A 26,967-nucleotide genomic window follows, 5' to 3' on the forward strand; every position below is an offset into this window, starting at 1 on the left:
TTTAATCAGCTAAAGAGAATGGATTGAAATCTTCAGGAGATACCAATACAATATCTTCACTCCATCTAGGGGCTAATGCAAATTGAATATCATTTGAATCCTTTGTGCCAAACCCTTCATTTCTTCTGTCTTTAATACCAAATGAATATGGTTGAATGTCTATTGGAAAATGATCGTCACCAATCTTTCTACACAATATTTTACCTTCATTAGTGATTCCGTAAAAACCTAAATTTGATTTACAAGTAATCTTCCTGATCGCTTTTTCTTGTTCAGGAGTTCCGCTTTTTAAAAGTGCTGTTACTGTAGAAGGATTTTGACCAGTAATTTCTTCAACTCCATTTAAAGTTGTGTTATCACCACCACCTTCAGTTATAAAATCTCCTGGCTCTATTTTAACATCTCGAAGATTTGGTGTTACTATTACTTTTGTTTTATCAGTAGCTGCAATCAAAACATCCCAATCTGCTTTTTTTGTTATATCTACTGTGCCATTTTTCCATTTGTAGGGAGTTTCCTGAAGAATAAGTCTTTGAAGTTGCTTTATATCCCAAGGGCAATTACTATTTGGGATAGCTCCTAAAATACCTACATCAGGACAATTACATAAATCCATATTTCTAAAGTTTTTAAATTCTACTTTTATTGAATTCAAACTTATAGAGATAATTGAACAGCTTATTTTAAAAAGAACATTTAAAACACATTTAGTATTGAGAGTATTTTGTTTTACGTTTTTTGGTAGTTAGTTTCTTAAAAGCGTATCTACCAGCATCAATTGTATGGTTGTAATCATCAATAGGAATTTTAGCTTTTTTATCTGACCAAACATAATTGTTAAACTCCTCTTTGATATTAGAACTTTCAGTAGTAACGATATGTTCATAATCTTGCATTGAGATTAATCCCTCTCTAACACCATTAGGAGGTGTTGAGTACGGTATCAGATTTAAACCTTTCTTTCTCAATTCAACACAAAGTCTATCTTCGTGACCATCAGCCATAATTAGATTCTTTCTGCCAGCTACTTCTAAATCGTGTTCGTATATTTTGTCTGTTGTGAGGTGTGGTTTGTATAAATACTCCTCCCAATACACTTTTTTACGTTTTGTGTCTACTGCAATTTTAACTAGAGTAGTAGGGTCATTGCTAAATCCGAAGTCCTGACCATAGCAATATGGTAAACTTGTATCGAAATCTCCTTCAGTATAGGTTAAAATAACACCTTCTGCCTGACTAGCCCATCTACCAATGATTTTATAAGCGTATTTTGATGAGTTAAATAGTTTTTTTCTTAATAGCTCTCTTTTTTTCGGATCTTTCTCATCTTTTGAACCATCATTAGCCCTTTTGATTGCTTTTTGTTTAAGTTCAGCGAGATCATTTAAAAAATCCCCATCAACATTATCTAAATTATCTAAATATGTAGTGTGAATATGCTCAACTTGTGGGTGTGTGCTAATCTGAACATCGACACCATCAACTTTTACAATTTTATGAGTGTCTTTTATGTATTTTTGATAAACCCAGTGATTAGCATCAGTTGGATTCATTATGATAACAATACGGTTTTTTACACCTTTGGTACGTATTGACAATCGGAGTTTGTCATAATCATCCTCATTTACCCATTCTTCGGCTTCATCAACTACAAATGTCGTAAGCCCTTGTATAGATTTTAGTTTTGCAGTTTGATTTCCTTGAGATGTTTTGATTCCTCTAAACATCAATTTACTACCTGAAGCACTATTGATAATGTCTTTTTTAGTAGATTTAAAATATTTTGATGTGCCTTCTAAATCAATTTTTTCCTGAAATTCAGGAATAATTGATAATTCAGCAGAATTCATTGTAAACCTTGTAAACAAGATTTTATGACCTTTCTCAAAAGTTAACCGTTGTAAAAATGTAGATGCATTAAATGATTTTGCACCACCGCGTCCTCCAGTAAGTAATATTATTCTCTTATCTGTAGTATAGAGTTTATCATAAACAGATTGTGTTTGTATCATACCACATACTCTAATTCAAATTTTTTACCCTTTTTAGTTAATTGGAATACGTGTACACCTACCTGATCTAATCCAAAACAATTTAAAAAATGATCTACTAAATCAACACTGGAGAACCTTAACAATTTGCAAGTAGACATTCTGTTAAGTTTGAAACTATCAATCTCATTATCTTTAACTACAAATGCCTTTCTAGTTTTATAGTTGAACGAAAACATTATACCGTCACCAGCCTGCACATCTAATAAATCACAAGTCATATAAGACAATGTGAAATTATTGTTTATTGTGTACATCTTGATTGTCGGCTTTTCTTTAACCCTATTTTTTCTATTCCGTCTCACTATTACTATTGACATCAGTTTTATTGTTATTGCTTATCCATTGTTCTATTGGTATGTTTACACTTCCCTCAAGTTCTACAGATTTCTTATCTGCTAAACCTAAATCACGCGCTATTATGTTAGGGTTTAAAAACCCTGATGCTGCACCCTCGAACTTTTGATTGTAAATTATTTGCCTTATACGTGTTGTGACTTGTAAAAAATCTTTATCCTTTGAGTAGTTATCAAAGGTTTTTACGCATATTTCTAAAAAATTACATAGTCCATGAATTGTAAAAGGTCTCATCTTACTTAAATGTGCAATTGAGTATGGATGAGTGATTTTCTTTTCAACTTTTTTAGGGTTTCCTTCTTCGTCTTTAATTTCAACCTCAATATATTCAGTCCAAGCCTTATTTACAATTTGCTCCTCTTTTAAAGGATTATTTTGACACCAGTTGAAATATCTATTAGCACCTCTCAACAAAGTTTCAGGCGTGTATTTTTTATCTCTACCGTCTTTACCTCTAATTTTCCAATGTTGATTTCCTTTTGATGCTCCCATGTCTATAGTATTATAATTAGTAGAAATATTAAAAATATTGCTGCTCCGATTAAACATGCTAGATTATCTCCTATTTCTATATAATGTTTGTGTTTTATCTTTTGCTTGTTTTTTGCCATTTTACTAATTATCAACCTCTAATTCTAATGGGTAATTTCTTGATGTTATTGTTACTACACTCATTGTTTAATTTCTTTAGCCCTACTATCTGATTAATTACTTTAGAAATACTGTTTCCAATATTTCTTGTGGATATGTTTTTACTCTTCCAAAACGAGGGACAGGAATCGATGATAACTCAATATTCCTTTCCCTACATATCTTGGAAGCCTCTTTACCTAATTTTTTAGCAAACTCTAAATTAATCTGCTTTCCTAATAATGATGCATAACCTACTATTGTAAAGAAGTTAGGATCTGTCTCGTTTTTCTCCTTAAGCACCTTTATTTCTTCTTTAATCTCTGATACATCTTGTTCAATTACTTCCTGCTTTTTCTTTAAATCAATACTGTTTTGAGCAATTTGGATTACTAATTCCATTGGGTCGGCAATTCTATTTGTAGAATTATATTTCTGTTCAACCTCTAAAAAATAATTCCTTGCTCTTTCTCCCTGTTCTGTTCTAGCTAACATTGATAGCTTCTTTGCAAAGTCAATAGATAGCGCAAAGTTTCTTGTTCTCCCACTTAGGGGGAGTTCTGTATAATCTTCTTTTTCAAAAGCAAAAGGATTTTTTAGAATATTCTTTTTATACCATTTCGACCAATGTTGTATTGCAAACCCTAAAAACTCGTAAAGTTCCCTTGCAGAAACAACTTGCTTTCCATTCTCGTTTTTTATTTCAATTAAGTTTTTCATTCTGAAAGTTTAAATATTGTTAATTGAAGGCTGTTTTATATACAGCAGTAAATCATTAACAGTCATCTTTTTAATAAATGCTGTTTTGTGTTCTGATGTTTTACCATTGAACTCAATTATTGATTTTCTACCTTGTATTTCTATTTTTAGATTACTCATATCTTGCAATCTGATTAAGCATATACTCTTTATCAAATTTTACATTGTTCCTCTCTAAAAAATGCATGTGCTTTCTAAAAAGCATTGATTTGAAGTGTTGTTTTTCGCCTAAATAATCGTGATCCTTACGGTTTAAAGCCATTAGATTTTCTATTCGATCTAATTTCTTACTTCCGCCCATACCACGCCTTTGAATATGGTGTATATCAACCACGCCTACAAAACCTGTAAGTTCACATTCTTGACGGTTTTCATAAGGGTCTAACCCTAGAGCATCAAAATAAATTTTAATATGTTGCTTCAAATCTCTCTACATTAGAGAAGGCTGTTGAAATCTGTTGAAGGCTGAAAAATTGTGATAGAATTATCACTGAAGTCTGAAGTGTAAATATACTAAAATTATTTACTTTTATACCTTTAATGTTATTGGTAATTGTATTGGTTTTTGAGTAGGATGTATTCTGTCAGGTTCATTTCTTTCCTTTACATTTGATCCGACCCAAGACTTGAAAAACTTCCTAACTGGTTTTTTAAATGAAGTCCATGCTAACTCAGCATCTGCAAAATCATTTTCTCCAGTACCTTTATCCCATATTAACCAACAACTAGTGTCGTATGGCATCCTGCTTATAAAATGATTAGCTCCCCAAACAACTTGATTTTTTGATACTCTGAACAATTCTGTGAAATATTCTATTCCAGGTGCTGAATTATCCCAATCATCTTTTCCTCTATAAACTTTACGTTTACCATTTCCTAACTGCATTTTATTAACTCCAATTCCATAAGGAGGATCAACTATTGCTAAATCGAAATATTTGTCAGGGTAATGTTTCAGGCTCTGAACACAATCCATATTGTAAACTTCACTTATTAGTGTACTCATTATATTGCTTTCTTTAAAGTTGAATTATTTTGGTTGAATGGTAGATATTTAAAAATGTGTTCAATTATGGGTAAAGTCCAGCCATCTCCTAATAAACTTGCTGCCTTGTTTCTTGATAATATATTTAAATAATCATCTGGAAACCCTTGTAATCGACATAACTCAATTTTTGTAAATGACCTTATCTCTTCTCCATTGAAAAGCCAATTATCTTTATCAACTAAAGTTATTGTGTTGCTTTTTTGTGTTTTATTAACTTCATACTGTTGAACATAATTTCCTCTACCATTCCCTCTTCCTCTTTGTGCAACACAGTAAACCACATTTCCAAAACCAGTAGTTTTATATCTTCTTAATAATTTTTTCATGTCAGTATTTAATCTACTTTCACTTTCTAAAATTGCCCTTGCTTTGTCTCTATCAACAAATCCGTTTTCAATAATATCTTTAAGAAAAATACCTCTATCTTTAGGTTGTGGTATATCTGTAACCAAATCAAACATTGTTTGTCTTGTTCGCATATTTGACCAATAATATCTATCTCTTTGTTGAGCTGTAACTAATTCAGAATTGATCCTACACGGATAAATACCCATTGCTCTACTCATTATTCCAATATCTTTTTTGGATGCACTCCCAACATTTTCCTGGAAGAAAATAATATTAGAATTAACCTTTTTAATGTGCTCAAGGATTTCGATAAACCTCCAAAATAAGCCACTATTATCTCCGTAAATTCCTTTTCGCTTTCCGGCACCACTTAAATCCTTACAAGGAGACCCACTTAAAAGTAAATCAATACTACTCCAATCTATATCCCATTCTTTCCAGTTATTTACATCTCCTAGTTGAATAGTTTTAGGGAAATGGTATTGTGTTAATTCAATAGCAAAAGATTTTATCTCACTTGAGTAATAATTACCTACAGGAATACCAATATTTACAAGTGCCTGATGCCCGGTACTCATTCCATTAAAAAGCGATAATACATTTATTGGCTTCATATTTCTTTTTTAAATCCGTTTGAGTAAAAACCAACTTGATATGCTTGAATCTTCCAACCTTTTGATTTGGCTTGTTTCATCATCTTTTTGTATTCTGCATAAGTGGTTTCTTTTCTCATTACTACTTCAATTATTGTTTGATCTGATAACATTACTTTTTCTTGCTAGCCTTTTCTTTTTTTAACAATTCCTTAAAATGGTCTATCAATGCCAACCTTTTGCATTCGTTTTCTATCTGAATTTTAGTAGGCTTTCTCATGCTTTTTCCTTTTAAGACATCAAGAGCACGGATAACATTATTCTGCTTTGGTTTTAAATTTTTAAGTGCTAACTCTTTTATTTTTGCTCTGTACTGATCTGTAGGCTTGATAATCCCTTTTTTAAATAAATAATCATACAAGTAGCTTACAGCTATAGGAATGGTTTTAGATTCTTTATACTCCTCATACATTCTTTGTACACCCTGTTCTAAAATTGTTTTCTTTTCCTCTTCAGTAAACTTTTTCTCTTCCAGTTTTTTTGCTGTAATTGGAATATTATTGTTGAATCTTGTTTTTTGTAACCAGTCTCTGTATTTATTTAAAATTGTACTGACATAATCTGCATCAAACAATTGAAAATGTTGAGTTTTATCATCATAAACACCATATCTCTCAAGTTTAAAAGCATAATCTATTTCCTCCAGTGATAACCCTTTAAATCTCATTAATATCATTTCGCCTATATCACTTTTGTTTATTTGGCTTATTGGCTCTTTTATACCTGCTAGATTTGAAATCTTTGTAAATAACATTGAAAACCCCTCACCAATAGATTTTTTATCTAAATCTCTAATCTTTACTAACTCAACAGATTTTCTAGCAAAGGCAACCTCACTCAACTTCCCAACCTTGGCTATTGCTAATGATAGTTTCTCTTGTTTGACGGTTAATTTTTGGTTCTCGCTCTGTTGACTGTGTGTTATTGCTTGATTGTTTTCCATTGCTTATAATTTCATCTTTCCAAGATTGGTTGTTTAAAAATGTTTCAGGGTTCTTTCTGTATTGTTTGTCAGGTTGTGCTTGTTTGTATTTTGGGATGTAGTCTAAAATCTCTTCTTTTGTTTTTTGAGAAAGTTTATTCCACTTCTTTTTTATTTTTTCTTTACTACCGACTTTTTTATCATACTCATTCCAAAAATCATCAAATGTTGGGTAGACATTTTCTTCGATTTTTGATTTTTCGATTTTACCTTTTTCTTTTTCCTCTACATCTTCTTCTACTTCTACTATTACTTTTACTTCTACTATGGGGCTAGTTAGCCCCTGATTTTCTTTTAGATATTTAATGAGGTTTGTGTCAATGTTTTTTATAATTTCTTTGTCTTTAGTTTTAGTTCCTTTGACAATTAAATTTTGTAAAAAAGGGTGTTTTTCAACAAATCTAAAATTCGTCTCAAACACTCTTAAAGCGTTTATATGATAGGAGTTGAAGGGATTTAAAGGGAGCATTTTTTGGTGCTTCAAAAAATTCTTTAAGTAAATTTTATCCCCATTTTGAATGTCTGAATCAGCCCCTAACAAGCCCCTACGTAGCCCCTTGATAGCCCCTAAAATTTCATCCTTACTAACACCTAAATGAAACTGAATGTGTCGTAGTGAAACTTCATAAAATCCTGCATTATCTACATGGTCAATCAGGTAATAAAAAAGTAATTTCTCTACTGCTTCTAAATCAACAAACCAAGAATCATTATATTTTTCAGTATTAGTTAATCTTTTAGCCATTGGTATTTTTAGTCTTTAATAAGTTATTATTGATGTATTCTAACTCTAGTTCTGTTAATTTGTGTGATCTAAAAAGTGTATTATCAACTATCTTTATTTCTACCTGAATACCATCCTCTCTAAAAATGAAAAAGGTATTAGGCTTCATAAAACTTGGCGATATGACAATACTTTGATCCATTTAAACGACCTTTTTTATATTTTCAAGTATGTTATTGTCAAATCTTTTTTTCTCACCATTACGCTCAATTTCATTCAATTCCATGATGTAATAAACCTCTACCTTGTCTTTAGGTTCTATACCCTCTAGGAGTGAATAAAACTCTCTACGTACTTGAAATCGACATGGTTTTTCACGATTTTCAGGTAATAAGATCAAGTCCATTCGTTCCGTATCAGGAAGCCCTTTCTTTTTTCTTGATACCTTAACTTTTTCTATTAGTAATACTGTTCCTTCTGTTGATGTCATTGCTAATTCTATGCTTTTTAAAGGGGGTTTTCTCCCCCTGATGATTATTGTATTATACCTCCAGTATTGCTATGTCAGGAGCTATTTCACGTATCTTATCTATTTGTTCATTTAATAATTGGCTCTTTACCTCATTTATTAAATCTTTAGCATCAGGAGATATAAGCGCACAAGCAAAGCTGTTACCGTTTATATTTATCTCTACTTTAAATGTTTGAGCTGGCTGTCCTTTGAAAATTGGAACAGTAATATCAAATGATTCAGGGATATTACTTTGTACTACTTGATCTTTTAAAAGGCGTGTATTTCCTCTATCATTATCTGATGCTTCAATCTGTTTATTAACCTTTGCTTTAAAGTTTTTTAATTCAGATACTAGTTTCATTGCAGTGTTTTTGTCACTGAAGAAAAAGCGATTCATCTTTATAAAGTCAGCTAACTCAAAAGTGTCTCTAGTAGAACCGTCATTAATACCAAAATTGATAAAGTCAGGGTTTGGTTTTAATTCTCCAGTAATAACATCTTGATAAGCATTCTTTTCATCGACAACTAGATTTAAAGCACCACTTGAATGATTTACAATAACATGACATTTCTTTTGCTCTACAACATCAATACGCTTTGTTAAATACTCATAAGGAGCATTAATAAGTCCTGCAATTTGTACTTTTTCAGGCTCTAATCTAGGTAATGCATCACCTTGAAGAATTTCTAGGGTTTCAGTACCCTCTTTTATGTGTACGTTTACTTCTTTCATAATTAATCGCTTGTTCCAGTTTGTGAATTATTACCTATTATTCTTAATTGCCTTTCATCTTGCATTAGCAATCTTTCATAGACAAGTACTCCTTGTGAATTGTAGTACCCCATTTTGCCCTCATCTTGTTCATCTAATAAGAATACTGTTTCGGTTACCTCCTCAATTCCTGATCTAATTTTAGAAATTTGAGTTTTCATTTCTTCTTTTACAGGCTTGGTTTCAGACTTGTGTATCTCTTTAGCCTCCTGTAATTTTTTGTCTGCTATTTCAACTGTAATAGCATGTTGTGTAAAATTGTGCTTTTCCAATTCTAACTCCTCATTTGAAAGCTGTTTTGGATAAGTAAAAGTTTCAGTTTTTACACATGTATCCTTGAGAATCTGAATTCGTTCTTTTGGATTATCTGTTTGTAAAATTTGTTGTTCCATTACTTTTGGATTATGTTATTAAATAGAAGGCTGTTTGTATTTTTATGCTAACTGAATTTTATCAAGAATTTTAGTTAATGAGTTTATTTGCTTATTAATTTTATCAAGTTGCTTTTTGATTAATTCTTTAGTTAAAATGCTTAAACCAGTGTTGTAATCATTAACTAGATTGTCTTTTTGCTCTCTTAACTGAACAAAATGAGCGTTGATTAAATCAATGCGTTCATCTATATTTTTGACAGCTCGATACAAGGTGTTATTCTTGTTAGTCCATCGGTTTTTTTTACTTCCTTGCTCCACGATCAGGAAACTTTTTTTAAGTCCTGTTACTCTACCAGTTATCTCATTAATAGGGATCAAATATTTTTCAGATATTTCACAAGAAGTACACGGTGCATTCTCCTTTATTAACTGGAATATTAATTGCTCTTTTTTTGAAAGGCTCTCAATGATTGATACATAAGCATCATTTCTGTTTTTTATTGATGTTTCCATTTTTACTCGTGTTTTACTTCTACGTCTATTTCAGGTACTGGTATAGTGTAATTAAACATGCTATAAGCTAATTGACGGCATGCCTCTTGGTAATTCTCTTGATCTACTGTTGTGTTTTCTGTTGTGCTTTTAGGTCTCGTTATAGGTCTACCAGTTTGCTTGTTAAAAAATATTTCTCCAGTTTCAGTATCTACATACTCTTCATAATTAAGGTTCGTTTTCAAAAACTCGTGCATTGTATCACTTGACCATATTTCACCCCATTCTGTTTTAATAATATTCATCCAATGTTCTATAATCACACCCCAGTAATACCTATTCTGTTTGTTAGTACGCTTCTTGTAAAACCTCTCAACTGTTACTTTAATTTGTTTTCCCTCAAATGATTGTATAGCATCATTTACAATTTGCCTGTGTTCAGATATTTTACCATTCAAAACAGATGTCTTTACTGATATTTTGCGTGGATTAGACATTGGTAATAGATTTTAATTGTTTGTCTCTATACTTAATAGCTTGTATTAAACGACCTTTTAATTTTTGAATATCTTCATCATTACGACTGATTTTAAGGACTTTTAATTGTTTATTGTCATCCTTATATCTTGGATCGTAACTAATGAAATACCAATATTTTCTATTAGTTACATACATTGAACCTTGAATTTGCCAGTAGTAGTTTTTACATTCTTTTTTAAACTGATCTTGATTTTTTAACTTTAAATATGAAAAGTGTGTTTTTGAATTCGGACATTTTGTTTCAATACCTCCATCTGTACTGATTAAACCATCAGGTGTACATCCTATGTTATCTCCTAATGTTTGAAATTCTTGATTTTCACCGTAATTATAGACTTCAACACCTATATCTTCCATGAATTTCTCAACAGCATCTTTTTCATTTAAGTTTCCCCAGTCCATAGAAGCATTAGTGTATGATTCCTCATCTCTTACTGTGAGTATTTCAATGGCTTTATCTATTGCGTAAGTTTCTGCACCTTTAGGAAATGTGTCTTTATCTTCATACCCCATTAATCTATGAAACTCTGAAGCTGTAAACTTTCCTCTACGACTTTCTAACCAAGCATTTATTTTCTCCTGGCTTTCTGATTTAAGATTGCTAAGGGATTCAAAATCCAACCCCTTAGCATCCTTTTCTATTTCTGCTAGAAAATCCATTACCCTAGAATTTCTGTGTCAAAAATCATTGTACTTCCTTCAGAACTTTTATTGTTCTTTTTACCTCTGTAGGTTATTTGTACTGGAGTTTTTATTGGTCTACTTTGAACAGCTTCAACTAAAGTCATTGAGCCATTTATAAAGCATTCTTTTTCAGTTACAAATACACCACATTTAACAAGCTCCCCTTTATCGTTAGGAATATCTTTTAACCCCATATAAAATGCTCTGATAGGTTTGTCTTTTAAAACCGCCCAATCATCAGCAGTTTTGTATTTTAAATTCAAACTGAATTTAGGTTCTAAACTTTTTAACTTTCCAAGACTTTCTGTGTCAGGAATCATAAAAGTCACTTCAGTACCACTTACTTCTTTAATGTCATTACTCATAATAATTGTATTTAATGTTTAACTTAATTTTGATAATTCTAATTCCATACTCTCTTTAAATAACCTTTGTGCTATAAGAGTTTGATTTAGCCAATCTTTTAGCTTTTCATCTTTTATATCAGGAGTTTCTAAAGTGAATTGTAATGATTCAATGAACTTTGATATTTTCTCTTTATCAGGCTTTATAGCTTCCAATCGTAATTGTTCTGCTTTTTCACGAGCCTTTTTTTCTTTCTCTAACTTTGCTTGGCGTTCTGCATCCTCTTTTGCATTTTTATCAGCTTGCTCTTTAGCAATTCTATCAGCCTCAATTTTAGCCAGTCTGTCTTTTTCGGCCTGTATTTCAGCTTTTTCTTTTGCTAATTTTTGCTCCTCCTCAAGTATTTTTTGTTTAGCCTCCTCATCACGTTTTTTTTGTAATTCCTCTTGACGTTTGCGTTCAGCTTCTAATCCCTCCCTTTCTTTACGTGCTTTTTCTTCAGCTGCTTTTTTCTCTTCCTCTAATTTTTTTCGCTCGGCATCTAATCGCTCACGCTCTTTGCGTTGTTCCTCTTTTTCATTTAAGTAGTTGATTTTTTCAGTTAGTTTACCTTTAAGCAACTGTACTTTTTCTTGGAAGTCTAACTCGTATTCGCCATACTTGTCAGTCTCTAGTGTAGACTTTTCAAATACATCTTTGACTAAATCAATTTGATTCAATTCAAGATTATCTATTTTGCTTTTCCAGTCAGAATAATAAGATGAGATACTTTGCTTTATTTTTTCAACACGTTCTTGCTCCAGTCGTTCCTTTTCAGCCTTTTCTTTTGCTTTGATCTCCTCAAATCTTTTAACCTCATTTTGTTGTTTTTCCTCATAAGGAAGGCTAATTGCAATAAGCTCTTTTGATAAATCACTAACCTTTGATCTGAAGTCTTTTATTTTAGATCCTATAAACTGATCTTGCTTTTGAATAGTAGTTCTACCAGTCACTAATGCAGTTCTACGCTTTTTAGCTTCATCATAAGATTTGTTGTCTGTGATTTTGATAAAAGGATTATCGGTAACAAGTTTTTGTTGTTTTTCCTTCCATCCTTGAAATTCAGGTAAGTTTCTAGGGTTAAGTTCTTCTAATTGTAACACTTGAACTTGTAAGGCTTCTGTATTTTCCATATTTTTGAATTATTAAATTTTAATCTTCGGTTTATTTGATTACCACTATTCGCAGTAGTGGTTTTCTTTTTTATCTTTTAGGATTTAATAGTCCTAATAAATATTCTGTTGCTTCAGCATCTGTAATAAGTGTTTTTTTTTTAGGTGTAATTTTTTCCTTTTTTGGAGTTTCAATACCTAACATTTTGTAAAGACGAGGAATCTCTTTTTTTGGTAGAGCCTGGATTACATGATATGCTGTTTCCGCAGTCATTTATTAGCTAGTGATTTTTGGTAGCATTGCTTCTAATTCTGACTTTGCTTTAGTGAAGTAAACTATTGCATCCTCTGATTTTTCAAATGCCTTGTTTATCATCTTGTAAATAGCTTCTTTGTTATCCTCTGTAATAGTTTGAGTTCTGTAATAGATACTTCTCACTGTAGAGTAACTAACATCAACTGTAGCAGAGATGTCAACTAAATCTTTAGTATCTAAAAGCCTATGCAATAATGACTTTTGTTCTTCTGTAATTGGTTTTCCTATTTCTACCATTTCAAATAGTTTTTAATAAATTCTGTAAAAGTTTGCGTTTATAAATGATTTTGTTTCTTCCAATGCTTTAGCATCTAATTCAGTTATTCGATCTTCCTGTTCTTTTTGCTCCTTTAATTTATATAGATTGTCAGCTTCTTTATTGATTATATTTTGTAGTGTTATAATCTGCGTTTCTGTAGGTTCTAATTGATACCACTTTTGATTTTTCATACATCCAAAATCCTCTACAATCACTTTATAATCATCCTCCTCACTTCCGTAGAAACTCATCTCATATATTCCGTTTTTAGATCGAAATCCGATAGTTTCTAAATCACTGCCAGTATCACACTCTACTTTCTGTTTAAGCCTGCTGAATACTCTTGTTTGCATAATTTCTACTATCTTTACTGTTATAAAAGTTTTACAGTTCAAATATAAGTGAAATAATTTCACTTTAAAAAATAAAAGTGTATTAATTTCATTTTTTCATTAAACGAAACTTTATACAACTAATTATGAATGCATCAGAAATTAAAAAAAGACGTAAAGAACTGGGTTTAACTCAAGAACAACTAGCTAAAAAGATTGGAATAACTAAAAGAACAATAATAAATTATGAAAAAGGTGAATTTATTCCAGAATCAAAAGTGAAATTATTACACTCTATATTGTCTAATAAAAATGAAGAGGCAATTCCATTAGACTTCTCAGAATTAAACGTGATGTTTGTCCCTTTGGTTAATCAATATGCCTACGCTGGTTATTTGTCAGGATATGGTGACGATGAATTTATAGAAGGCCTGTCTAAAATTCCTTTTATAGCTGATCAAGAACATAAAGATCAATACTTATGTTTTGAAGTAAAAGGTGATAGTATGGATGATGGTAGTTATGAAAGTTACTTAGAGGGGGATGTCCTATTATGCCTTAATATCCGGCAAGATTACTGGATGAGCAAGTTACACATTAACAAATGGGATTTTGTTGTCGTTCATAAAGAAAAAGGAGTATTAGTTAAAAGGATTACTGAGCATGATGTTGAAAACGGAATACTAACATTACACTCATTAAACGAGTATTATGATGACTTTCAAGTTCATTTGAAAGATGTAGCAAAAATATTTAATATAGTCGATGACAGACGTAAAAGAAACAGAAGATAAACAATAATAAAAGTACACTAAACGGTACACTTTTTTGACAAAAAACAGGGGTTTAAGATAAAAACAGCAAGGTATTTATTGGATTTACAAGCCATTTTTACTAGACTCCAAACTTCATAACCCTGAGGTCGGGGGTTCAAGTCCCCCCTTCGCTACAAGTGTAAAAACATTGCAAAAATGCGGTTTTAGTGTACCTAAAACCGCATTTTTTTATGAATAAAAAACACTTATTTTTGTCCAAAGTATACGATTCTGTATACGATTTTGAAAAAATGAAGTATAAAAAGAAATATTCTGAACCTAAAATTTACACTGGTGGTGTAGATGTAAAAAAATGGAGTAAGCTATCCGAAAGACAAAAAAAAATTGCTTTAAGCAAACAATGGTATGTTTATTTCTCCTTTAGAAACCCCGAAACAGGTTTACTGGAAAGACAAACCCCAATAAAAGGTAACGCAAATAGTCTTAAAACAAAAGAAGGAAGACTTGAAATATTAACAATTTTACGCAACAATTTATCTTTAGCATTGAAAGAAGGACTCTTCCCTACTACCAACGATAATAATCTATCTGACGAAGAAAACCTAACAATAGAAGAAGCCTTTAACTATGTTTTAAAAATTAAAAAAAATACACTTGCTGAAAGTTCTTTTAACAATTTTGAAAATAGGATAATTCGCTTCAAAAAATTCTTAATAGAAAAGGGCTTTCAAAATAAAAATATATCAGCAGTAACAAAAAAAGATGTTTCAAACTATTTGAATATAATTCTAGAAAAAACAAGCCCAAGCAATCGAAATAATAACAGGACAGACTTATCTTCTTTTTTCTCTGTACTTGTTAACGAGGATGTAATTACTCAAAACATTGTTTCTAAAATACCTGTATTAAAATCTAGTCCACAAAAAAATAAAGCTTTTACAGAAGATGAAGTTCAAAATATTTTTGAATATTTAAAAGAGAATGACCTATGGCTTTATTATTTCTGCGCACATATATATTACGGACTATTTAGAAATATTGAAGTCGTTAGAATACAAATCAAAGATGTTAAAATTAATGAGCAGTTAATTCATTCAAAAACAAAAACAGGAATCTATTATAAACAGATACCTAAGATTCTAATAAACGAATTTTACAACAAAATTGATCTTTCAGAATACAATAAGGATTATTTTTTATTTACTAAAGACAATGAACCCAGCCAATGGTTAACACCCGTCAACACAAAATCAGGTAAAAAAACTACAACAACAGAAACAAACAGAAGATCATACTGGGGAAAACGATTCAGCAAAATAGTTAAGAAAAAATTTAATTTTTCAAGCGACCATACAATCTATTCATTAAGACATTCGGCCATAGGTAAAATGTTTTTAGTTAAGCTAAATGACTATAAAAAAGATGATATACCTAACTTTGAAGAAAAAGCACTTGATTTTATTAGAACAATAACAAATCACAAAGACAATAAAACAGTAAAGAACTATTTACGCGAAATAGGTTACTATAAAATTGAAGATTGGTCAGATACATTGAAATAAGTAAATTAAGTTACTTTTTCCTATATATATAATAAGGTAGTCGATTTTCAAAATTATACCCCTTTACAATTATAATATCTAATGTTTTAAAATATTTTTTAAGAACTTCTTTAGTAATCTTAATCTTTGACACTATTATTTCAACATCATTTGTATTAGAGTAAATTATTTTTATTTTTTCAATAGGGGTATCGTAATGATTTAACTCAATCACTTTATCTTTTTGCATAATGAAGACTTAGTTTGGTTTTTTAGGGGGATTATTTTTTGACACTTAATTATTAAGTATCGCATTTTCAGTTTTTTAAAATTCAGAAATCTAGAATAGTTTTTTTGAATTAATCATTTGCTATTTCTTTAATTCTATTATAAACTTCATCTTGTTTTTCTGGTTTCGCATTCCTCAATGCTATTTTAGAGATTTCATACATTTGTTGCCTTGTTTTATTTATTCTCTCTTTATAATACTTCGTAGTTAATAAAACAGCATACGTAACTAAACAAGCAGAAGTTATTGTCATAAAATAATAGACTACATCATTAAAATCCTGAAATCGTTGGAAGATCCAAAAGAATGAGAAAAAACAAATTGAGAGTATATAAGTATGAAAAATTTTACTTCCTATGTTACCCCTTTCTCTCAAATATGACTTTATAAGGTTGTATAAAGCATAAATAAATATACATAACACAAAACCAAATCTTTCTAAAAAATGTCGTAAAGAAATAAAACCATAAACCCTTTTACTTTTATAAATTTTAAGGCATTCTTTATACGCTTTATTCTTTTTTTTATTTATCGCTAAATATTTATCGTATACAGGTGTGCCTTTAACTGAATTTTTAATTTCAGTTAAGGCATTTGTATTCTCTTTTTTTAAATCTTCAAACTTTTTCTTCGCTACAGAGTATTCTAAGTCATCTTTTAATCCAGGTACAAACTGGTGAGAATAAAATAAAATAGCACATAAAACTACTATAAAAATAGTTAATACCTCTCTAGTTTTCTTCGTTATTAGGCCAAGCGTCACCATCATCTTCTCTATGTATAGCATCTTCTTTTTCAATTGATTGTTGGGCTTTGAGTAATTCTTCATGTTCGCTTTGATTATCTGTACATGAAACTAAAAATAAACTGATTGCTAGTAATAATAAAAGTCTTTTTTTCATTTTTAATAAGTCTTATTGTGACCTGTAAAAATATGAAAACCCTTATAATAACTAGGTTTAGTTAGTTATAGTTTCACATTAAAAAATAGTTTGATTAATCCGATGTTGTTGTTTACATTATACTTTTCCTTCGCTCTAGCAATAGTTGTTTTTACAGTACTTAGACTCACTCCTTTTCTTTCAGCAATTTGATTAAAAGAATATTCTTCTAGAAGCGGTATGAACTCCTTCTCTCTTTCGGAAAGTATTATATCATTTTTACGTTCAACTAAATAAGAATCCTCATATTTCATAGGCTCAAAACGATTAACAAAATAAGTTTCTCCATTATTAATAAAATTCATAGCCTCTTGAAAATGAACATCACTAAAATAACATTTTGGTATAAATCCATTTAAACCTAATTTTTTCTGACACAATTCATAAAAAGACTCATCATAATGCTCTGACACCATAATGATATTGAAATTCAACTTATTTTCTTTGAAATACTTTAAAACATCAACACCATCACAATTTGGCATTCGAACATCAAGAAGAATAAAATCAATTTTACTTTTATTCTTTCTCGAATAGTCTATTAGTTCTTGACCGTCTTTAAATATCTTGGTAACCTGAACGTTCGGTATTAGGTTTAAAACCGCTAGATATCCTTCTACATAGCATTGAAAATCCTCCGCTATAACCACTTTAATTTTCTTCATGCAACAAAGCTAAAAAGTATATTTAAAAAAAAATGTAGACCTTTTAGGTATATTTTTATTGAAAATGTTAAAATATAACAATTTACATAGAACACTTGGTTAGATTACTAAAATCTAACCAGTACTACTAATAGCAGCTATAAAATTTTATAGAGGCTACTTTATACCTGAAAATAATAAACAAATTTAGCTAACACATATCTCAGTAAATAAAAAATTTTTATTTACATTGGCAATAAAAGTTATGGCTGAATTTTGTAAAAATTGCGCTCCTAAATATGGAATGAAACCAGACGAAGCTCCTTTATTATGCGAAGAATGCGGTAAAGACATTGAAAAAACATCTTTTTGGAATAAGATTATTAATAGAATAAATGGAAAAAATTTATTATTTCATCTTTAATTTTCTTTTACAGAATATAACCAAACAAACAATTTGGTAGACTTTCTAATAATACACAAACCTTTCGGTTTATCACTCATTAGCTATATTTTTATAGACCGCATTGCACAAAGTTAGTTTTGATTAGTAAATATATTTTTTCCAAACAGGATATTAAATTCAGAAACACTATCTTCTATTATACCTTTCAATTCAATTAACAAATCTTGAAAATTCTCAGATTTTAATCTGATTTTCAACGAATCAAAAACGATAACTTTAATTTCCTCAATACTAAAAAAAGTATTTTTTTCTTTTGAAAATCTCCTCTCAAAAGAGTTTGAGCCTATACAAATTAACATCGTGGCAAAATCAGAATATTTATCTAGTAGATGATTAAATTTTTCGGCTTTAATATTAGTAAGTTTTTCTTGACATTTAAATCTTCTAGAATTTATTGGTTCTGTATATGAAATCAAATCAGAGCTAATTTCATAAATTCTTTTTGCAAAACTTTTTTTATACCAAAGCATTAAATAGTGTTCTTGAAATTCAATGTAAGAAAACAATCTAATATTAGTATAATTTACACTTTCTAGAGCTCCTTTTTGAAATCCCTTTTTTGAAATTATATAACCTATATCTCCTCCAGTTGCATTCATAGTAGTAATGAAACTATGAATTACATGCTGAGGGATATTTTTATTCCAATTTTTGCATTCAATTATATATTTTATTTTATCAACGCTTTTTGGGTCAATTGCATATACATCAACTTCAAATTTTGAAGTTGGGGTTTTTAATTTAACCTCTGTATTAGAGTCTAAACCTATATCATTTAGAATTAAATTAACTTTGTTTTGTAAGTCTTTCCAATTTTTTGGTTCTTTAGTTATCATTAATGGATGAGATTGTCATATGGGAATTTATCAATCGATTCTTTTCGTTTTTTGAAAAACTGTTTACAACAGCTACGTGTAAAAATAGTTAATAAAAGCTACCGTTGGAAAATTCCGTAAGATTTTTCGAAGTAAGCACTTACCGAGCAATTGTTTTTAAACATTGTTACCCAACGTTTTTCTTTCTTGTATTAATTCCGAAGCTACCTTTCTTGCATTAGCCATATAGAGTTTTTCGTTTTCAACAATATATTCCAATTCCGATATGGATTTTTGCTTGTAAATTTCCCTTAATCGTTCTTTCCTTGTTTTGGTAACATACTGTCCCTTAATTCTTTTTAATTCAACAGCTTCTTTAGAATCCGATTTGTTAACATAGGTAAACATTCTAAAACGATATTTGGTGTTTTTAAAAAATGGTTGGTCATGAATAAAATCGTGTAATATACTCGTTAAGTAATATTTGTCTCCATTTTTAAATTCCAATTCCCAATATCCAAAATCAGAAATCATTATTGGAAGTCTTCCTGCTCTATCTATTGCATTTTTGTAATAAATTCCAAGATGATAAGTTGATTTTTCAATGTCTTCTTTTTCATAACTCTTTGTAATTCCGTTTTGATTTATTGAAACTTGCTTTGTCTTCCAGTCTAATGAAAAAGATATATTTCTATTCTCAAAGTAATAGTTTAAAAAAATAGCTATTGTTGGAACAGACATTACTAAAATAACACAACAAAATAATAGCACTGACTGTTGCTTAAAAACGAAATTCATTTCATGCTTTATTCTCCAATAGATTGGTAAAACAGCAATCATTAGAACAACCATAATCAAAAATTCGATTATGATTTTTTTCAAAAGCTTGTTAGATATTTCGTAGGTTTTTCTCAAATGTTGGATAACGTTCCGAGTAAAGTGCGTTGCCGTCCCGCAGGGCGGTTATGCAATTTACTCATTGTTGACAGCCGTATTTTCTATGTTTCTTTAAATATCTCTTTTATATCAATCTCTTTTTGATATTCAGGTTTAAGGACTTCCTTTAGATAATTCTCGAAAATTTCTTTTTTATTGGCCCATTTACCAAATAAAACTCCTTTGAAACTCCAAGCGTAAAATAATTTCTCACTACTTGGATTGAAGTCAAGGTATAGAAAGGTATCTTTAGTTTTAGCAATTTCTTTAACCCAAGACCATGCACGTTTCCATTTTATTTCAAATCGTTTATCTTTTTCTCCAATAACTAATTCAGTCAAAATTCTTTTTTCTTTCCAAGGTTTTGCAATGTTCACAATCCAAACTAATCGATTTCCGCTTAAGTTTTTGTAGAAAACATTTCGCTCGATTACATCATATCCATCCATTGAACTTTTTTGAATTTCTATGACATATTTATCTGTTTTTATATCTGCTCGATGTTCTCTATTCTCACCGCAAATGACTTCACAATTTGCGTCAAGGATAGGTTTTTTCCAAGATGCGTGCCATTCAGATTCAGGCTCATAACCTCTAGGGAACGGTGGTTTTTCACCAGAGTATTTCCAAAATTGTCTATACTTACCTACACATGCCTTTACTTCATATTCGGGAAACCAAATATCTCTTGCGATAGTTCCAGATTTCACCTCTTTTGCATGAGTTTTATTTCCGTTAAGTAATGCGTATTTCATATTTTATGGTTGCCAACGGTCTCGTGTATGATTTCGTTGCGTGTTTAAGCACCTAATTTAGCAAATACAAACCGAATAGAAAATCCGCGAGAATTTTCGTAAGCAAGCATTTACTAGCAATGAATTATACACATTGTTATATGCTGGCTTTTAAATTGTCAATTTTTTTATAGAATTCCTTTTTCAAATCAGTTAAATCTTTTTCTCTTTCGAGATAACCATTTAACCATTTAAGTTGTCTTATAATTTCATTTTTAACATATTCCTCGGACTTTGTATCCTCAAAAATCTCAAATCCATATTCAATAATGAATTTTATAACATCTTGTTTGACTTTTTTATCAATTTTTTTAGTCGATAAACTTCTTGCAATCATAAAAAATTCATCAATTTGCACTCCATTTAAGTTTTTCGAGTTATTCAATTTTTTTAAAAAGAATGAGATATCATACAGAGAGGAAAAAGCATATTTTTTATTGTTAATAATCCAATCTTCTAATTGAATATGTGAGTAGAATTCTATATTTCGATAAATATTATTCTCAATAGCAAAATCTATAATTCTTCTAGTTTTATAAGAATATTCTTGAAATATGTCATTTTCTTGTGATTCAGTTAAATGTTTTGAATTTGAAATTTCACTCAATAGTGTCTGTGTTTCCAAAAAGAAATAATCATATACATTTTTATTATTCTTCTCAATTGAATGTTCTAATGATTTAAAAAATAAATCAGGCAATTCGTTCTTCAAGTAAAACCAATAATTTAAAATTATCTTGTCTCTAGAATCAAAATCTTTTTGTTTAAAAAGATAGTCAGAAGTTGAAAGAATCTCATCTGAATAGTTTACTGAATCTATATGTGCTTTTATAACATGAGTTAATTTATTTAAGAGATAAGGCTGAAGATTGTAGTATGAGTTGTTTTCAATTAGTAATCTAATTAAATCTTGAATTGTTCCATCAATTGGATTATTTCGAATATCTCTAATCTCTTTCTTAGCTAGATGTATATGAGTTCTTAAAAGATTATTTAAAAGTACACCTGTTGTAATTTCATCAGATTCCTCAATCGCTACTTTTTTAAAGTGTCTCGCTAAAAAATTAAAGGCTGATAAATTAATTATTAAATCTTCTTTTTCCGAATCTTTGTCTAACGGTAGAACTAGTTTGTCATATAATCTGTTTATTATAGTTTGTGGTAAACCCCAATCATTTTCTTTAATCGCAGTTATACCAATGTCTTTAAGTTGAGTTAATTTATTCTTTTCTAAAATATCAATTATATTTTTCTCATTAATACTTTGAGGATTATGTAGATTTTTTAAATCCTCTTTATCAATGTTATCTATTAATTTTTTTATAATCTCATAAGAGTTAGAATGTTTAATACTTAATATTAATAGAGGAAATTGAATCAATAAGTTACTGAAAGCTAAAAAACTAGAAAGATACACTAGAGTAATTATTGTATTCTTATCAGAAATTTTTAAAGTTAGCAACACTAAAAAGATAAAAACCAAAGAACTACTAAAAAGGGAAAAAGTTATTTTAATCCAAGGATTATTTAATACAAAATCAAAAGAGTTTCTTTTTATTTTTTTTGAAAATGTATTGTAAGCTAAAAGTAGAATTGTTAATATAAAACTTGAAAACCCAATGACTATAGAAAGTAATCTTAAGATATAAGATTGAGGAGACTCAATTTCTCCAAGTTTTAAAAAATCAGGAATTACTTGTATTAATGGGATTCTGATGATTAAAAATATTGCTAAAAAAACTAATATTAACTTTCCACTATATAAGTTGGAAATTATTTTGAAAAAGTTCTTCATATTCTCATTTGTTCAGCTTGCATATAACGGTCTCGGCTATGAACAGTTGGGGATTTTACGCCCTAACTTTTCAGTTTAACACCGACCTTTATTTTTTGTTTATAGTTTCGTTTTATCACTTTCGCTCCAATTGTTTATAGCCATTGTTGTAGCCAGTGCTTTTTTCATTTTCCAAGTTTTAATATTCTTATCGCTCCTTGAATTACCAAAGCAAAAACGATTGTTCCGATTATCAAGTCAGGTTTGTTCGAGTTTAACCAATTGACTAAAACTCCTGCTGTTATCACTCCCAAATTTATTATCACGTCATTTGAAGTGAAAATCATACTTGCTTTCATATGAGCTTCTTCTTTGCTCTTTGATTTTTGTAGCAAATACAAACAAATTCCGTTAGCAATAAGTGCAAAAATAGAAACGATTATCATTGTCGAGAATTCGGGCAATTTTTCTGCTCCGAAAAATCTTCTCAAAACTTCAATAAATCCAATTACTGCAAGAGTTATTTGAAAATATCCAGCGAGTTTTGCAATTCGTTTTTTTCTTGTCAAAGTTCCGCCAACAGCAAACAAACTAATTCCATAAACAAAACTGTCGGCAAGCATATCCAAACTGTCCGCAACAAGTCCCATTGATTTTGAGATTATTCCTGTTGTCATTTCGATTAGAAAAAAAACAAAATTTATACCGAGTACAGTCCAAAGTAGTTTTCTTTGGTTTGTATTTTCTTTAAAATTGGTCTGGTCAGTTAGTTCGGTCGAGATTCTCTTTCCGCCCAAATTCAGTTCGATAAGTGACTTTTCGATTTGGTCAATTTGTCCGCTGTGAAAAATGGTCAATTTTCGGTTTGGAATGTCAAAGTCCAAATTCGCAATACTTGAAATTCCGTCCAGTTTCATTCGGATTAAATTTTCTTCCGAAGGACAGTCCATTTTTGTAATCTCAAATATCGTTTTGTTCATTCACAGTTTCTTTTTTCGCATTGGCTACAACGGTTTGTATAAACCCCGTTTTAATGGGGTTTATACGCTGTTATAAGCCGTTACGCTTAGTTTTTATCTCTTATTAATTTCTGAACTAAAGCTTTTAATTCTTTTATTTCAGAATTTTGTTTTTTCAGTTCTTCAATTTCTTCTTCTTGTTTTCTATTTTTAGCCTTTTCCTTTTTCAATTCTTTAATTTCTTTTTCTTGTGCAATAGTGTATAATGTCAGTTCTTCAATTTTTTGCAATAATTTAGCATCCATTTCTCCAAGATAAAATCCGTTCTTTTCTACTTCTTCAGCACTTGGAATATCCTTTAAATGTCCTTTTTCTTTGATATGGTTTTCAACTTCAGTTAAGGTTGGTAATTGGTAATCATCATAAAAAACAAAATCAGACCAGTCTGGAAATGCTTCTACCTTAATTTCTCTTGCTCCTATTGAGCCTTCAACTGCTAATTTGTGATTTCCAGTTGTAACTGTGCCTATCCCAACATTACCATCCTTCAAAATTGAAAAATAAATGTTTTGTCTTGCAGCAATATCCTCCGACTCTGTCGAAACTCTGTAGCCAATATCGAATCTATTACCCAATGACGCAGTTTTTTGATGTAAAGTCCAAGAAGAACTTTCATTTGTTAGAGAAATAGAAGAACCATTGCTACCTGCGTTACTTGACATTAATTGAAGTCTCGCATCCATACCTTCAATTATCGAAGTGACATAAAGGTCTTTAATACCGTTTGAATTACCAGTAAATAAATGTTGCTTAGCTTTAGGACTTGTTGTTCCAATTCCTACATTTCCATTTTGTTGAACCCAAAGACTATAAGTATTGTCATCTGTTCCAATATAAACACCTCCTTGATTCGCTGTTCCATAACCAATATGCCCCTTTTTAGACAATCCTTCTCTATGAAACTTTAAGAACTTGGTTTGTTTAGATTTTATTTCTAATTGAGAACTAGGATTTGTTGTTCCAATTCCCACATTACCATTAGGTTTTATTAAAAACCTTACACCTTTTGACCCTGATACACCTGTGTGATCCTCGTAAATAAATAAAGATCTGGTATAAGAAGGGTTACTAGCTTCATACATCCCAATACTCCAACGGTCTGTTTGATTTATTCCTAGTGTTACAAATGGTTGATTAGTCAAATCAGAGAAAATATTCAAGTTTCCTCTTGAATCAAATTGGGCGTTTACTTGCCATGATAATAAAACTACTGCAATTTTAATTGTTGTTTTAATCTGTTTCATTTTTATTGTTTTTTAATTGTCAGATTGAATCGCTTGGATAAGCATTCTATTTCCGAAGAAAAATTTCTCATAGCGATTTCATAATAATTTAAATTTATAATTGTTTTTAAGTTGTTTTCTTTTATGGCTTATAACGGTCTCGTATAACCGTCAGTTACGGGTTTTAAATTACTATTTTTCGATTAATTACTGACGCTCGCAATTCCGAGTGGATTCGGACATAGTCGAATCCGCCGTAATTGCGGTTATACATTGTTGTGCATAGTGTTTTATTCAATCTCTTCAGTTTTTTTAGGTTTCATTTTCCAAATAATCCAAGATACTAAAAAAGAAACTACAATAAGCAAAACTGAAATTCCGATATCTTTTAAGATACATTTTGGATTAGTAATATAATCTCTATGGAAATACCAGAAATAATTGAATACAATTTTATATGTTGTCCAAATTCCGTGAAAAATTGACAATCCGAAAGCTAACAGCCAAAATATTTTTCTATTTATAATAATTGGTAAAGTTAGAATAGCAGTAGGAATAATTATTGCGTAAAAAATATCGAAATAGAATGGGCTAGAGTCATATTTATATTTTACAAAATTCAGTCCGACAAATATCCATAAGAGTAAAATTCCGCCGTAAATCAAACGTTGAATTTTATCATTTTTTAAATATTCAATTATGGAAATTCCTTTTTTCAATTAAGTCGTTTTTTAAATTTTCGAGAATGTTGATCTACATTATGCACAACTAGCGTATATACACAATTGTGTATATTTCCGCTGCAAATATAACATTAATTCAGACCAATCAAAAACACTTAAAAATCAATAGATTAAATAGTTTAAAGACACTTATTATCCGAATACAAACGTTTACAACCGTTTACAAACGACTATAAACGTTTATTTCACCTACCATAATTCCCTCCGAGACCTTTTTCTTTTTAGACACATTACCCCCTATAAAAACTGTGATTCAATCATATAAAATAAAGCTTTTTAAATATTGCTAAAATCTGTAGCAAGGTTTGCAATAATTACAAGCTAAATTTGTAGTATGGGAAGTCCTTATAAATATATCGAGAGAATAAACGGAATAATCAGTGAGAAAGGTGTACCTAAACTCTCACCTAAAGAGTTGAAAAGGTTATTGAAAATCGTAGCACTAGAATATCACGAAAGAGCTTTAAGAGCTAAATACAAAGAAAATGTAAATCAGCACGAAATTTTTTTAATAGGAATGAAAATAACAGATTTAACAGGGAATATAAGCCCCGATAAACTCATTGAAGAAATGGTACGTTTATCAAGGCATCATCTTTAAATTAATTTTCCAACCAACGGTATACTCTTTTTTTCCTGCTATCAGATAATGAAGATATATCGACGCAATCATTTTCATTTATTGGCTTTGGTATGCACTCCGGAGAAAGAACAACGCTCAAATCTTGTGGCTTTTTTATTTTACGTATTGCTATTTCATTTTTTGTCGTTTCTTTATCAATCGCCTTGTGAATCGTTGACTTTACCAAAAGAAAACACACGATAAAACCACCAATAAAACCGACTAAAACCTTTATTACGGTTAATTTCCAAAATCTCATATTCTTTGTATTTCTAGTTCAAATTCTTTCGGCATAATAGCTAGTATTTTTTTCATTACTTTTTTACTTGAAGTAACATCCCGATAACCATCTCCATTGATATCCTTGTGAGCATTACCCGCCAGAAGAAATACTATAGAATAAGTCGATATAAACCAATATTGATATTTTTAAAATAGGAATAAAAAAGGTTCATCAGTTTTTTTAAACCTTAAAAAAAAGGAGTTTGAATATAATGCTTATAAAAAGCTACAGACTTACCCATTCTCTCTTTTTAGATAAAAACAGCTATTTTATTTTATTCTTCTCAAGGAAGTAGGCTACTAAAGATTTTCAATTGTTATCATTGTCTCGCTGAACTTGATTTTCTTTATCACTACCAATGAATATGTCGATATCTGCTGTAATGAGCCTTTGCTTAGTACGCAATCCCATTTCCTCTGATTGATCTTTTTACCAACCACCAGCTTCATGATTGATCCAAAACCTAAGTAATTTAGCATTTTCTTTGCCTACTAATTTAATATATTTCGGGATTACCAGTTCTTCTTTTGTTTTCATTCCTCCATACACGTACTGAGCTGTAATAGCTCCTTCTTGAAGCTTTTCTCTTAGTACTAATACTTTCCCTAATCTTATTAGAAAATGGTTTTCTGGAAGTGTTTTAATAAAAGTATTGACAGCGTCTTTTGTTTTTTGACTTAACGATGGTAACTTACTCACTCTCTTCGATCCTTTTTCTTTTGTCAAAAAGGACTTATATTCTTCTATATCATCATCTTTCAATTTTCTTA

Annotated in this window: 41 protein-coding genes; 4 read left to right on the forward strand and 37 right to left on the reverse strand. The window is 30.1% G+C overall.

Annotated features, from left to right (window positions below; all coding sequences use genetic code 11):
* Position 1: 1 nt before the first annotated feature.
* The 24 genes from AC2GW8_RS03570 to AC2GW8_RS03685 all read right to left on the reverse strand — a co-directional run bounded on the left by AC2GW8_RS03570 (position 2) and on the right by AC2GW8_RS03685 (position 13,352).
* Positions 2–616, reverse strand: a complete 615-nt coding sequence (locus tag AC2GW8_RS03570) for a hypothetical protein (protein WP_440881420.1) — start codon at positions 614–616, stop codon at positions 2–4.
* 91 nt (positions 617–707) lie between these two features.
* Complete coding sequence (locus AC2GW8_RS03575; protein ID WP_440881421.1) at positions 708–2,012, reverse strand: PBSX family phage terminase large subunit; 1,305 nt, start codon at positions 2,010–2,012, stop codon at positions 708–710.
* Positions 2,009–2,308: a hypothetical protein gene (locus AC2GW8_RS03580; protein ID WP_271677568.1), complete on the reverse strand. Its 300-nt coding sequence runs from the start codon at positions 2,306–2,308 to the stop codon at positions 2,009–2,011. Before AC2GW8_RS03580 ends, AC2GW8_RS03575 begins: the two co-directional genes overlap by 4 nt.
* A gap of 34 nt (positions 2,309–2,342) precedes the next feature.
* Positions 2,343–2,900 (reverse strand): terminase small subunit, encoded by a 558-nt coding sequence (locus tag AC2GW8_RS03585; RefSeq protein WP_440881422.1) that lies wholly within the window; start codon positions 2,898–2,900, stop codon positions 2,343–2,345.
* A 216-nt stretch (positions 2,901–3,116) separates the two neighbouring features.
* On the reverse strand, positions 3,117–3,758 hold the full coding sequence (locus AC2GW8_RS03590; RefSeq protein WP_440881423.1) for an antA/AntB antirepressor family protein: 642 nt from the start codon (positions 3,756–3,758) through the stop codon (positions 3,117–3,119).
* Positions 3,759–3,767: 9 nt separating this feature from the next.
* Entirely contained in the window at positions 3,768–3,917 is a 150-nt protein-coding gene (locus AC2GW8_RS03595; protein ID WP_440881424.1) for a hypothetical protein, read from the reverse strand.
* On the reverse strand, positions 3,910–4,221 hold the full coding sequence (locus AC2GW8_RS03600; RefSeq protein ID WP_440881425.1) for a hypothetical protein: 312 nt from the start codon (positions 4,219–4,221) through the stop codon (positions 3,910–3,912). Before AC2GW8_RS03600 ends, AC2GW8_RS03595 begins: the two co-directional genes overlap by 8 nt.
* Before the next feature lie 105 nt (positions 4,222–4,326).
* Entirely contained in the window at positions 4,327–4,803 is a 477-nt protein-coding gene (locus AC2GW8_RS03605; RefSeq protein WP_440881426.1) for a hypothetical protein, read from the reverse strand.
* Positions 4,803–5,807, reverse strand: a complete 1,005-nt coding sequence (locus AC2GW8_RS03610) for a DNA cytosine methyltransferase (RefSeq protein WP_440881427.1) — start codon at positions 5,805–5,807, stop codon at positions 4,803–4,805. The genes AC2GW8_RS03605 and AC2GW8_RS03610 overlap by 1 nt, the downstream gene beginning before the upstream one ends.
* Entirely contained in the window at positions 5,804–5,959 is a 156-nt protein-coding gene (locus tag AC2GW8_RS03615; protein ID WP_440881428.1) for a hypothetical protein, read from the reverse strand. Before AC2GW8_RS03615 ends, AC2GW8_RS03610 begins: the two co-directional genes overlap by 4 nt.
* Entirely contained in the window at positions 5,959–6,687 is a 729-nt protein-coding gene (locus tag AC2GW8_RS03620) for a hypothetical protein (protein ID WP_271677552.1), read from the reverse strand. The genes AC2GW8_RS03615 and AC2GW8_RS03620 overlap by 1 nt, the downstream gene beginning before the upstream one ends.
* A complete protein-coding gene (locus tag AC2GW8_RS03625; RefSeq protein WP_271677551.1) occupies positions 6,680–7,573 on the reverse strand; it encodes an LvrA C-terminal domain-related protein in 894 nt (297 codons plus the stop codon). The genes AC2GW8_RS03620 and AC2GW8_RS03625 overlap by 8 nt, the downstream gene beginning before the upstream one ends.
* Positions 7,566–7,754 (reverse strand): hypothetical protein, encoded by a 189-nt coding sequence (locus AC2GW8_RS03630; protein ID WP_440881429.1) that lies wholly within the window; start codon positions 7,752–7,754, stop codon positions 7,566–7,568. The genes AC2GW8_RS03625 and AC2GW8_RS03630 overlap by 8 nt, the downstream gene beginning before the upstream one ends.
* Positions 7,755–8,042, reverse strand: coding sequence for a hypothetical protein (locus AC2GW8_RS03635; RefSeq protein ID WP_440881430.1), 288 nt, complete (start codon positions 8,040–8,042; stop codon positions 7,755–7,757).
* A gap of 52 nt (positions 8,043–8,094) precedes the next feature.
* On the reverse strand, positions 8,095–8,799 hold the full coding sequence (locus AC2GW8_RS03640) for a hypothetical protein (RefSeq protein WP_440881431.1): 705 nt from the start codon (positions 8,797–8,799) through the stop codon (positions 8,095–8,097).
* Positions 8,800–8,801: 2 nt separating this feature from the next.
* On the reverse strand, positions 8,802–9,230 hold the full coding sequence (locus AC2GW8_RS03645) for a hypothetical protein (RefSeq protein ID WP_440881432.1): 429 nt from the start codon (positions 9,228–9,230) through the stop codon (positions 8,802–8,804).
* A 42-nt stretch (positions 9,231–9,272) separates the two neighbouring features.
* Positions 9,273–9,725: a hypothetical protein gene (locus tag AC2GW8_RS03650; RefSeq protein WP_440881433.1), complete on the reverse strand. Its 453-nt coding sequence runs from the start codon at positions 9,723–9,725 to the stop codon at positions 9,273–9,275.
* A gap of 2 nt (positions 9,726–9,727) precedes the next feature.
* On the reverse strand, positions 9,728–10,201 hold the full coding sequence (locus AC2GW8_RS03655; RefSeq protein WP_440881434.1) for a hypothetical protein: 474 nt from the start codon (positions 10,199–10,201) through the stop codon (positions 9,728–9,730).
* Entirely contained in the window at positions 10,194–10,904 is a 711-nt protein-coding gene (locus AC2GW8_RS03660; protein WP_440881435.1) for a lambda exonuclease family protein, read from the reverse strand. Before AC2GW8_RS03660 ends, AC2GW8_RS03655 begins: the two co-directional genes overlap by 8 nt.
* Positions 10,904–11,293: a hypothetical protein gene (locus tag AC2GW8_RS03665; protein WP_440881436.1), complete on the reverse strand. Its 390-nt coding sequence runs from the start codon at positions 11,291–11,293 to the stop codon at positions 10,904–10,906. Before AC2GW8_RS03665 ends, AC2GW8_RS03660 begins: the two co-directional genes overlap by 1 nt.
* An 18-nt stretch (positions 11,294–11,311) precedes the next feature.
* The gene (locus AC2GW8_RS03670) at positions 11,312–12,445 is read right to left on the reverse strand and encodes a hypothetical protein (protein ID WP_440881437.1); all 1,134 of its coding nucleotides are present in this window, start codon (positions 12,443–12,445) and stop codon (positions 11,312–11,314) included.
* Positions 12,446–12,515: 70 nt separating this feature from the next.
* The gene (locus AC2GW8_RS03675; protein WP_440881438.1) at positions 12,516–12,698 is read right to left on the reverse strand and encodes a hypothetical protein; all 183 of its coding nucleotides are present in this window, start codon (positions 12,696–12,698) and stop codon (positions 12,516–12,518) included.
* Positions 12,699–12,701: 3 nt separating this feature from the next.
* Positions 12,702–12,977: a hypothetical protein gene (locus AC2GW8_RS03680; protein ID WP_440881439.1), complete on the reverse strand. Its 276-nt coding sequence runs from the start codon at positions 12,975–12,977 to the stop codon at positions 12,702–12,704.
* A gap of 12 nt (positions 12,978–12,989) precedes the next feature.
* Entirely contained in the window at positions 12,990–13,352 is a 363-nt protein-coding gene (locus tag AC2GW8_RS03685) for a hypothetical protein (protein ID WP_440881440.1), read from the reverse strand.
* A 125-nt stretch (positions 13,353–13,477) separates the two neighbouring features.
* On the opposite strand from AC2GW8_RS03685, the gene AC2GW8_RS03690 reads away from it, so the two are divergent.
* Both AC2GW8_RS03690 and AC2GW8_RS03695 read left to right on the forward strand, forming a co-directional pair.
* Positions 13,478–14,125 (forward strand): helix-turn-helix domain-containing protein, encoded by a 648-nt coding sequence (locus tag AC2GW8_RS03690; RefSeq protein ID WP_440881441.1) that lies wholly within the window; start codon positions 13,478–13,480, stop codon positions 14,123–14,125.
* A 212-nt stretch (positions 14,126–14,337) separates the two neighbouring features.
* Positions 14,338–15,669 carry a tyrosine-type recombinase/integrase gene (locus AC2GW8_RS03695; protein ID WP_440881442.1) on the forward strand — a complete coding sequence of 444 codons (1,332 nt, stop codon included), beginning with the start codon at positions 14,338–14,340 and terminating at the stop codon, positions 15,667–15,669.
* Between the two features lie 10 nt (positions 15,670–15,679).
* Here the strand turns inward: AC2GW8_RS03695 and AC2GW8_RS03700 are convergent, their stop codons facing one another.
* From AC2GW8_RS03700 to AC2GW8_RS03715, 4 genes are all read right to left on the reverse strand, one after another.
* Entirely contained in the window at positions 15,680–15,898 is a 219-nt protein-coding gene (locus AC2GW8_RS03700) for a hypothetical protein (RefSeq protein WP_440881443.1), read from the reverse strand.
* Between the two features lie 109 nt (positions 15,899–16,007).
* Entirely contained in the window at positions 16,008–16,706 is a 699-nt protein-coding gene (locus tag AC2GW8_RS03705; RefSeq protein WP_440881444.1) for a hypothetical protein, read from the reverse strand.
* Positions 16,669–16,839 carry a hypothetical protein gene (locus AC2GW8_RS03710; RefSeq protein WP_440881445.1) on the reverse strand — a complete coding sequence of 57 codons (171 nt, stop codon included), beginning with the start codon at positions 16,837–16,839 and terminating at the stop codon, positions 16,669–16,671. The genes AC2GW8_RS03705 and AC2GW8_RS03710 overlap by 38 nt, the downstream gene beginning before the upstream one ends.
* Before the next feature lie 65 nt (positions 16,840–16,904).
* Entirely contained in the window at positions 16,905–17,543 is a 639-nt protein-coding gene (locus AC2GW8_RS03715; RefSeq protein WP_440881446.1) for a response regulator transcription factor, read from the reverse strand.
* Between the two features lie 229 nt (positions 17,544–17,772).
* Between AC2GW8_RS03715 and AC2GW8_RS03720 the strand changes: the two genes are divergently transcribed.
* Positions 17,773–17,946 (forward strand): hypothetical protein, encoded by a 174-nt coding sequence (locus tag AC2GW8_RS03720; RefSeq protein WP_440881447.1) that lies wholly within the window; start codon positions 17,773–17,775, stop codon positions 17,944–17,946.
* Between the two features lie 113 nt (positions 17,947–18,059).
* Here AC2GW8_RS03720 and AC2GW8_RS03725 read toward each other — a convergent pair whose 3' ends face one another.
* From AC2GW8_RS03725 to AC2GW8_RS03755, 7 genes are all read right to left on the reverse strand, one after another.
* Positions 18,060–18,824, reverse strand: a complete 765-nt coding sequence (locus AC2GW8_RS03725) for a restriction endonuclease (protein ID WP_440881448.1) — start codon at positions 18,822–18,824, stop codon at positions 18,060–18,062.
* Positions 18,825–18,980: 156 nt separating this feature from the next.
* Entirely contained in the window at positions 18,981–19,718 is a 738-nt protein-coding gene (locus AC2GW8_RS03730) for a PH domain-containing protein (RefSeq protein WP_483855386.1), read from the reverse strand.
* An 83-nt stretch (positions 19,719–19,801) separates the two neighbouring features.
* Complete coding sequence (locus tag AC2GW8_RS03735) at positions 19,802–20,494, reverse strand: competence protein CoiA family protein (RefSeq protein ID WP_440881450.1); 693 nt, start codon at positions 20,492–20,494, stop codon at positions 19,802–19,804.
* Positions 20,495–20,630: 136 nt separating this feature from the next.
* Positions 20,631–22,328, reverse strand: a complete 1,698-nt coding sequence (locus tag AC2GW8_RS03740; protein ID WP_440881451.1) for a DUF2254 family protein — start codon at positions 22,326–22,328, stop codon at positions 20,631–20,633.
* A gap of 164 nt (positions 22,329–22,492) precedes the next feature.
* Positions 22,493–23,287: a cation efflux transmembrane domain-containing protein gene (locus AC2GW8_RS03745; RefSeq protein WP_440881452.1), complete on the reverse strand. Its 795-nt coding sequence runs from the start codon at positions 23,285–23,287 to the stop codon at positions 22,493–22,495.
* Between the two features lie 86 nt (positions 23,288–23,373).
* Positions 23,374–24,570, reverse strand: coding sequence for a hypothetical protein (locus AC2GW8_RS03750; RefSeq protein WP_440881453.1), 1,197 nt, complete (start codon positions 24,568–24,570; stop codon positions 23,374–23,376).
* A gap of 269 nt (positions 24,571–24,839) precedes the next feature.
* Positions 24,840–25,268, reverse strand: a complete 429-nt coding sequence (locus AC2GW8_RS03755; protein WP_440881454.1) for a hypothetical protein — start codon at positions 25,266–25,268, stop codon at positions 24,840–24,842.
* 358 nt (positions 25,269–25,626) lie between these two features.
* Between AC2GW8_RS03755 and AC2GW8_RS03760 the strand changes: the two genes are divergently transcribed.
* On the forward strand, positions 25,627–25,893 hold the full coding sequence (locus AC2GW8_RS03760) for a hypothetical protein (RefSeq protein ID WP_440881455.1): 267 nt from the start codon (positions 25,627–25,629) through the stop codon (positions 25,891–25,893).
* A gap of 1 nt (position 25,894) precedes the next feature.
* Here the strand turns inward: AC2GW8_RS03760 and AC2GW8_RS03765 are convergent, their stop codons facing one another.
* Both AC2GW8_RS03765 and AC2GW8_RS03770 read right to left on the reverse strand, forming a co-directional pair.
* Positions 25,895–26,173, reverse strand: a complete 279-nt coding sequence (locus AC2GW8_RS03765) for a hypothetical protein (protein ID WP_440881456.1) — start codon at positions 26,171–26,173, stop codon at positions 25,895–25,897.
* 453 nt (positions 26,174–26,626) lie between these two features.
* Positions 26,627–26,959 carry a hypothetical protein gene (locus AC2GW8_RS03770; protein ID WP_440881457.1) on the reverse strand — a complete coding sequence of 111 codons (333 nt, stop codon included), beginning with the start codon at positions 26,957–26,959 and terminating at the stop codon, positions 26,627–26,629.
* Positions 26,960–26,967: the final 8 nt, after the last annotated feature.

The sequence above is a fragment of the Tenacibaculum profundi genome (assembly GCF_057162725.1).